The organism is Nonomuraea sp. NPDC004580 (assembly GCF_040609855.1).
Lineage (GTDB): Bacteria > Actinomycetota > Actinomycetes > Streptosporangiales > Streptosporangiaceae > Nonomuraea > Nonomuraea salmonea.
On the sequence record NZ_JBEXLH010000024.1, the window covers coordinates 113,962 to 121,021 of the forward strand.

Consider the following 7,060-nt stretch of genomic DNA (forward strand, 5'->3'; position numbering starts at 1 on the left):
GCATCGGCCTGGAGGATCTCCGTCAGATGCTCACCGCCGCAGAACCGGCGACCCGCCGCGAGATCCTCCGCCGCAACCGCGAGGATCTGGTACGCCGCATCGCCGCGGCCCAGGCGTCGCTCGACCTCATCGACTGCGCGCTGGCCTGCGACCACGAGGACCTGGCCACCTGCCGGCACTTCCGGGCGCTGCTCGCCGAACGCGTCGAGCAGGCCGACCGGTCAGTGATGGTAGGCGTGGATCACGGCGTGCCCCTTGCCGCGTCCGATGATCCACTTGTTGATGGGCAGCGTGACGAGGAAGGCCACCAGCAGCGAGAACGCCAGCGCACCCCAGAACAGCAACGAGGCAAGACCGGCGTCCATCGCGCCCGGGATGATCACCATGACGCCGTTGTCGACGATCTCCATGACGAGGATCGACAGAGTATCGGCGGCCAGGGCGAGGCGTAGCGCCGCACGCCACTTCAAGCCCGCCCGGAACAGGCCGCGCAGGGTGAGCGCGTACCCGAAGACGAACGCCAGCACGACGGCCAGCAGGATGCTGGGCAGGTCGTGCCAGCCCAGGGCGGTGGCGATGACCATGCCGAGCACCTCACCGATGGCACAGCCGGTGAGGCAGTGCAGGGTCGCCGAGGCGGCCACCCCCCACGTCGCCTTCCGCTGCGGATGGGCGGTGGGACCGTCGCCGTGGTGCATCGATTCAGACATCAGAACCTTCTAGCTCGATCGGCCACCCGGGCAACTTATACCCCCTACCCGTATGGTGGCAAAGCCCATCCCGTCCAGCGCACCACGCGTTTCATGACGCGCCTGTCGATCTTCCGTACGCCGAACCTGGCCGCCGCCAACCTCACCCAGCTCCTGCTGGGCGGCGCGTGGATCCCGATGTGGTTCTTCCTCAACCCCTACCTGCAGCAGGGCCTCGGCTACAGCGCCTGCCCGAGCGGCGCCGCCCTGCTCCCGATGACCGTCCTCATCATGCTCGGCATGATCGCCTCGGCGCCCCGGGCCATCGGCCGCTTCCGCCCCAAGGCCACCACGGTCGCCGGTCTCGTCCTGCTCACCGCCGGTATGGCCTGGCTGTCACTGATCAGCCCGGACGGCGGCTTCGCCACCGACGTCCTGCCCGCCGGCCTCGTGGCCGCGCTCGGCATGTCGCTGGCCTTCATCCCCTCCCTCGGCACCGCCATCTCCTCCGCCCGCCCGCAGGGAGGCGGCCTGGCCTCGGACATCGTCAACACCAGCCACCAGGTGGGCTCCGCGCTCGCCCTGGCCGCCATGACCGCCGTCGCCGCCGCCAACGGCGCCGATCGGCTCGGCGACCTGCCCGCACTCACCGGCGGCTTCTCCGCCGCCTTCGCCGGAGCCGCCGCCATCGCCCTCCTGGCCGCACTGACCGCCGCCACCACCCTGCGGACCAGCGCCCCCGCGCCCTCGGAGCACGCCACCGCCTCCCGCATCTGACCCACCCGCTCGGATGCCTGGTCTCAGGCTCGTTCACACCAGCATCGAGGGGGCGTGCAGGGTGTCGACACCCGGGATAACGCGAAAATACCAACCCTGGCTTATATAAGTCCTAACTGGTACGCTTCTGGATCGTGCACGCGTTCGACGATCTCCGGCGATCCGGTGCGCCGGCGCAATCCGGAGCCGCTCGGTGAGGGCGAGCAGACCTCTGGGGCGATCACGGACGTGATGCGGGCCGAGTTCTCGCTGTCCCAGCCGGCTGTGTCCCAGCATCTTCGCGTTCCGCGTGAGAACGGGTTCGCGTCGGTCCGGGCCGAGGGGCTCGCCGAGGCAGGCGTGCTTCCCGGTCCCGAGCCGGCCAGCAGCTGATCCGCCGGTGAAAGGAACATGACATGAAGGACGTGCTGGACGAACTGGCCGCTGCGCGCCGGAGGATGGGAACAGCGACCCTGCCCGCCGGCGACGCGTACACGATGGAGTTGCGGCGTCGCTACGACGCGCCGATCGACGACGTGTGGAACGCCATCACCGACCCTGAGCGGCTGAGACGTTGGTTGAAGCCGGTCACCGGAGACCTGCGGCCCGGCGGATCGTTCGAGTTGGACGGCGGTGAGCACGGGGAGATCCTCCGGTGCGAGCCGCCGCGTCTGCTGCGGGTGTCCTGGCTCTTCGGGCCGGACGCCGACGAGTGGCCGGGCACGAGCGAGGTCGAGGTGCGTCTGTCGCCGGGCCCTGTCTCGGGCACCGAGCTCGAACTGGTCCATGCAGCGGCCGTCGGGGAGCCCATGTTCCCGACCTACGGCCCAGGCGCCGGCGGTGTGGGCTGGGACCTGCATCTCCTCACCCTGGCCCGGTTCCTGGCAGACGGTGAGGTGCTCGATCACGAGGAGTTCCGGACCTCGCGCACGGGGCGTGAGTTCGTGCGGCGCAGCGCTGCGGCTTGGGGCGAAGCTCACCTGGCCGCCGATGGCGATCCCGATCAGGTGGCGGCCGCCGTCAAGGCCACCACCGCGTTCTACGCCCCCGAAGGGAACGCTTGATGAAGTACACCACCTCGATCGAGATCGCCCTGCCGCGCGAGAAGGTGCTCCAGATGCTCGCGGACCCGGCGCACATGCCGAAGTGGCTGCGCGGCCTGGTCCTGCACGAGCCGGTGGACGGAGCGCACGGCCGGCTCGGCACCATCTCGCGAGTCGTGTTCCAGATGGGGAAGCAGAGGATGGAGGCCACCGAGACCATCACGCGCCTGGAACCTGAAGACCTGCACGCCATCCCCAGCTCTGTCGTCGTGCACTACGACCGCGAGATCACCGGCGAGGGCATGTGGCAGGCCCAGCGCGATCGGCTGATCGCGGCCGGCCCGGACACCACATTGTGGGAGAGCGAGAGCGAATTCCGGTTCGACGGATTGCTGATGCGGCTGGTGGCGCTTGTGATGCCTGGCTCTTTCCGCAAGCAATCGCAGCAGCACATGGAGGACTTCAAGGCGTTCGCCGAGCACGGGACGGACGTCCGCCAAGGGACGAACTGATTGGCCACTGAGAACGTGTCCGAGAAACCGTTCACGTTCGTGTGACGGCGTGACGGCCTGACGGCCGACACCGGGGCCGTCAGGGGGCCGAATTATCCCGCGCATGTCTGGAACCCCCGTGACTCGTGTCACCGGCTTGGCATGACATGTTATAGCGCAACGAAGATCTGAATTTTGTCTCCGCATTGAGATCGACGGCGCACTGCCCTCAGAACTTCATGACATATGCCGTTATGTCTCAATCGATGCGGTGCAAGCCCCGCCTTTTACTACTTTCGAGCTCGTCCTTTCCTCCATAAGCTTCGAGTCAGATGGATCCGACCTCGTGGCAGGAGCTGGGCACCTTGAACCGTCTCAGAAGACTCGTCTCCGTTCCCGCCGTCGCCCTGCTCGCCACCTCAGCGTTCTGGGTGTCACCGCTGCAAGCACACGCCGACAGCGCCCACGGGTGCCCCCATCCGTACGTCTGCATCTATCGAGACCCTGGTCTGCGCGGCGGAATCGTCGCCCGTTACCAAGCGATCACGAGCGAATCGCAATCGGTCACCGTACGCGGCTTCAGCGCTTACAACACCAGAAACGGCGACGTCGCCCACATCGCCGCCCGCCAATATGACCCCAACGGCGTGAGTTTCTGGGTCCACCGGTGCATCGGCCCCAACTCATGGGGAGAGATCGGCCCGACACCGATCCAAACCGTTCGGATCGACTCACGAAGCTCCTGCTGACCCGGGCAATCGGTGCACGTCGCTCCCCTGCTTGGCAGGTCTTCCGGTAGAACAGTTCAGGGACGTACATGGCCCCGCTCGCCGCGGCGACCTGCGGTCGCGTCACGGACGTACCGTAATTGCGTGGCCTCTTGACGGGTAGCTTTGTGCCACGCGAGCCGCGTCTTCCCCCACCCAGCCGAGCAGAGCAGAGCCGCGGCTGCTCTGGAAGGGCAGGCCGACGTAGGTGAGGCCGGGCACCGGGCTGATTCCGCCGATGTGCAGCGGCACGTCGCCGTCCAGAGCTCCGGGGATACGCATCCAGCGGTAGTCAGGCCGGTATCCGGTCGCCCAGATCACGGCGGATGGCGTCACCGTCTCGCCTTCAGCCGTTCTGAACCGGTTTCCCTCCACGGAGACGATGCGATCGACGACTCGCACTCCCGAACGGCGCAGTTGCTCGGGCCCGGCGCCGATCAGCGGGTCGCGCCTGCGTACGAGGCGGCCCAGACGGCTGGTGACCGGGGCTCGTACGACCCCGGCCACCTGCAGCCACGCGAAGAGGTCGCGGCCGAGAACGCGCTGGGGCAGCACCGGTTTACGCGTGCCGAGCGCGACAGTGACCTGCCGGTCCGCACACAGTTCTGCTGCGATCTGCATGCCCGAGTTGCCGCCGCCTGCCACGAGCACGGGTCCGTCGGGCAGTTGGCCGGGGTTGCGGTAATGGGCACTGTGCACAGCGACGATGTCCGGCGCGAGCGGCAGAGCGGGAATGTGCGGACGCTGGAAAGGGCCGGTCGCGACGACCACGCCCTCGGCGGTGAAGGTGCGGTGATCCGTGACCACCTCGAAGGTTCCGTCTTCCGCCCGGCGCAACTGCCGTACGGAGGTGCCCAGACGGATGGGGAGGTCGAAGTGTGTCGCATACGTCTCGAGGTAGGCGGCCACCTCGTCCTTATGGGGGTAACGGCCGCCGTCGCCGGGCAGCGGCAGGCCAGGCAGAGAGCTCAGCCGGGCGGAGGTGAACAGGTGCAGCGAGTCCCAGCGGCGCCGCCAGGTCTCCCCCACGCGCGAGTGCGCTTCCAGGACGAGCACGTCGTGCCCGGCCAGGCGTAGCTCCCGGCCCACGGCAAGCCCTGCCTGGCCGGCGCCGATCACGATTATCATGCGATCAGCCTGGCCCGCCGCCCGCCGGCCTGGCTTGAACGAACCTGCTATCCCCGCAGCCAGCGCACCCCGGCTGACAGGACCGATGGTGCGTCGCCCATCATGCGGCGGATCGTCCGGCTCAGGTGCGCGGCGTCGGAGAAGCCGGCAGCGTGCGCGGCGTCGGTCAGGGTGGCACCGTCCGCCAGCGCGTACAGCGCGAGCCGGAGCCGCATCCACAGCACGTACGGCCGGAACGGCAGTCCGGCTTCTTGCCGGAACAGGTGGGCCAGCCGGCTCTCCGACAGATGGACGGCGTCGGCCAGCACGGCGAGCCTTACCTGTCCTGGCAGGTACCCTTCGACGAGCCGCATCGCCTGCGCCAGCGCGGGGTGCCGGTGCCGTGCCGGCACCGTACCGGTGGTCGTGTCGGCCAGGGCGACCAGGCTGGGCAGATCGAGGTGCGGTGGCGGGGGGACGTCGATGGCCCATGCGGCGGCCGAGCCGAGGGGCCGATGAGTCAGCCGGCCGGCCTGGGCCGGGTCGATCAGGGCGAGCAGGCCGGCGCCGGTGCCGCGAACGATCGCGTGCGGGGCGTTGGCCGGGATCAGCGCGGCCGTCATCTCGTACGCCGATCCGTCGCTGCCACACAGGATCAGGCCGTCACCGACGAGGAGTTGCACGGCGTAGTGGGCGTGCATGCCGGCGACGCCGATCTCTCCGCCGTAGTAGAAGCGGCCGGGCGTGATCGCCGCCCATCCCCGCCATCCGGCCGCTGATCGGCTCACCGGCCGACGTCGGTGGAGCCGCAGCACCCGCCGGAAGTGCTGGGGACCGTGGCCGGGGCGAAGAGGCTGATGGCGATCACGCGCGATGCGACCCGCCGGAACGGTGCGGAACAGATGCCGGACACGTGCAGCGCGCTCATGCGACCGGCTCACCTCGGCCACCCATAGTCCGGCCACCGTCATCATTCATCGCCATATAACGATTATATTCTGGCTATGGGAAGCTGCCGGGCTTCACAGGAACAGGAAGCCGATCGCCGCCGCGGCGATGAGCGGGCCCGGCGATGTCGAGAGCGGACGCCCGCTGTTCACGTGTTCCTCCTGGCAGGCCACTGCGGCCGGGACCGTACTGGTGGTGACGGCGTGGAGCGCTGACCGAGATGCGGCGCCTGCTGTCGATCCTGCGCGTTGAGCCCCGCGAGGACGACGAGGGCGGCCCTCCGCCGATGCCGGGGCTGGGCCAACTGGACGTCCTGAGGGTACAAGGAGATCACTTCCTCGAAACGGAGATCGTGTTCCCTTGCCGAGCCCGTCGTGCTGTGATCACCGAGAATGCCGCCGGCGTCGAAGGAGGGGTGATGCGTCGACCATACGTGGCGGTCACGGCAGTGCTCTGATCACAGGGGACGACGCCGACGCCAGTGAGCATGGGACGACACCTACCGCTGGCCGTTGAGGAGGCTCGGCTGACAGTGACCGGGACAATTCATCCAAACCCGGTCGAGGTCCGGACCCGACGGCTGAGAAATGCCCCGGTGAAGCAGGAAGCGGAAGTATTCGCCGACCCCTGACGAGGGGGAACAGGCGGTGAACCGGTCCCTCGCCCACGCAAGCCTGGGAGCTGTCGGACCGCCATACGCGGACGGACAGCGAGATCCGAACGGAACCCTGCGCTCCCGATTGAAGATCACTTCTTCGATCCGGAGGCAGAGCCATCAGCAGATCCGCCCAGAACCAGGGCTTCACATGCGAATACTGCGGCGCGAGCGTCGCACCGCTGAGCAACGGGAGCTACCGCAACCACTGTCCGACATGCCTGCGCTCCAAGCACGTCGATGTCATCCCCGGCGACCGGGTCTCGGCCTGCCGTGGAATGATGCGTCCCCGACGTGTCGAGCACCGCGGCGGCAAGGGCCTCCTGCTGGTCCACGAGTGCGTCGAGTGCGGCTTCATCCGATGCAACCGGGTCGCCGAGGATCCCGTCCAGGGTGACGACATCGACGCGATCATCACGCTGATGTCCGAAATCAGGTAGCCGGCTGCACCGGCGGTGGATCACGCACCGATGCTCCGCCGTAGCTTGCCGTTATTACGCCGGCGTGGTAGTGGGCGGCGGCCCCCCCCCCCTAAAGGCAGCCCCGTTGGGGCCGGGAGGCGGGGGGGGGGGCGGCGGGCGGGGGGCCCCCCCCCCCGCGGGCG

At 68.5% G+C, this 7,060-nt stretch carries 11 protein-coding genes; 7 read left to right on the top strand and 4 right to left on the bottom strand.

Translation table 11 applies throughout. From position 1 onward, the window contains the following. Positions 1-221: 221 nt before the first annotated feature. The gene (locus ABZW11_RS24530; protein WP_355421135.1) at positions 222-710 is read right to left on the bottom strand and encodes a DUF4396 domain-containing protein; all 489 of its coding nucleotides are present in this window, start codon (positions 708-710) and stop codon (positions 222-224) included. Between ABZW11_RS24530 and ABZW11_RS24535 the strand changes: the two genes are divergently transcribed. From ABZW11_RS24535 to ABZW11_RS24555, 5 genes are all read left to right on the top strand, one after another. Beyond that, positions 669-1,466 carry an MFS transporter gene (locus ABZW11_RS24535; RefSeq protein WP_355421137.1) on the top strand — a complete coding sequence of 266 codons (798 nt, stop codon included), beginning with the start codon at positions 669-671 and terminating at the stop codon, positions 1,464-1,466. The genes ABZW11_RS24530 and ABZW11_RS24535 overlap by 42 nt on opposite strands. Positions 1,467-1,520: 54 nt before the next feature. Further along, the gene (locus ABZW11_RS24540; protein ID WP_355421140.1) at positions 1,521-1,838 is read left to right on the top strand and encodes a hypothetical protein; all 318 of its coding nucleotides are present in this window, start codon (positions 1,521-1,523) and stop codon (positions 1,836-1,838) included. 23 nt (positions 1,839-1,861) lie between these two features. After that, positions 1,862-2,509, top strand: a complete 648-nt coding sequence (locus ABZW11_RS24545) for an SRPBCC family protein (RefSeq protein WP_355421143.1) — start codon at positions 1,862-1,864, stop codon at positions 2,507-2,509. Further along, positions 2,509-3,000: an SRPBCC family protein gene (locus ABZW11_RS24550; protein WP_355421146.1), complete on the top strand. Its 492-nt coding sequence runs from the start codon at positions 2,509-2,511 to the stop codon at positions 2,998-3,000. Before ABZW11_RS24545 ends, ABZW11_RS24550 begins: the two co-directional genes overlap by 1 nt. 311 nt (positions 3,001-3,311) lie before the next feature. Further along, on the top strand, positions 3,312-3,728 hold the full coding sequence (locus ABZW11_RS24555) for a hypothetical protein (protein WP_355421149.1): 417 nt from the start codon (positions 3,312-3,314) through the stop codon (positions 3,726-3,728). A 102-nt stretch (positions 3,729-3,830) separates the two neighbouring features. Here the strand turns inward: ABZW11_RS24555 and ABZW11_RS24560 are convergent, their stop codons facing one another. Genes ABZW11_RS24560 through ABZW11_RS24570 form a run of 3 tightly spaced genes read right to left on the bottom strand, consistent with a single transcriptional unit; the run spans position 3,831 to position 5,781 of the window. Further along, positions 3,831-4,874, bottom strand: coding sequence for an NAD(P)/FAD-dependent oxidoreductase (locus tag ABZW11_RS24560; protein ID WP_355421152.1), 1,044 nt, complete (start codon positions 4,872-4,874; stop codon positions 3,831-3,833). Positions 4,875-4,921: 47 nt separating this feature from the next. Continuing rightward, positions 4,922-5,641 carry a helix-turn-helix domain-containing protein gene (locus ABZW11_RS24565; RefSeq protein ID WP_355421155.1) on the bottom strand — a complete coding sequence of 240 codons (720 nt, stop codon included), beginning with the start codon at positions 5,639-5,641 and terminating at the stop codon, positions 4,922-4,924. Continuing rightward, positions 5,638-5,781, bottom strand: a complete 144-nt coding sequence (locus ABZW11_RS24570; RefSeq protein WP_355421158.1) for a hypothetical protein — start codon at positions 5,779-5,781, stop codon at positions 5,638-5,640. The genes ABZW11_RS24565 and ABZW11_RS24570 overlap by 4 nt, the downstream gene beginning before the upstream one ends. A gap of 240 nt (positions 5,782-6,021) precedes the next feature. Between ABZW11_RS24570 and ABZW11_RS24575 the strand changes: the two genes are divergently transcribed. Then, positions 6,022-6,258 carry a hypothetical protein gene (locus ABZW11_RS24575; protein ID WP_355421161.1) on the top strand — a complete coding sequence of 79 codons (237 nt, stop codon included), beginning with the start codon at positions 6,022-6,024 and terminating at the stop codon, positions 6,256-6,258. A gap of 317 nt (positions 6,259-6,575) precedes the next feature. Further along, positions 6,576-6,896, top strand: a complete 321-nt coding sequence (locus ABZW11_RS24580) for an RNHCP domain-containing protein (RefSeq protein WP_355421177.1) — start codon at positions 6,576-6,578, stop codon at positions 6,894-6,896. Positions 6,897-7,060: the final 164 nt, after the last annotated feature.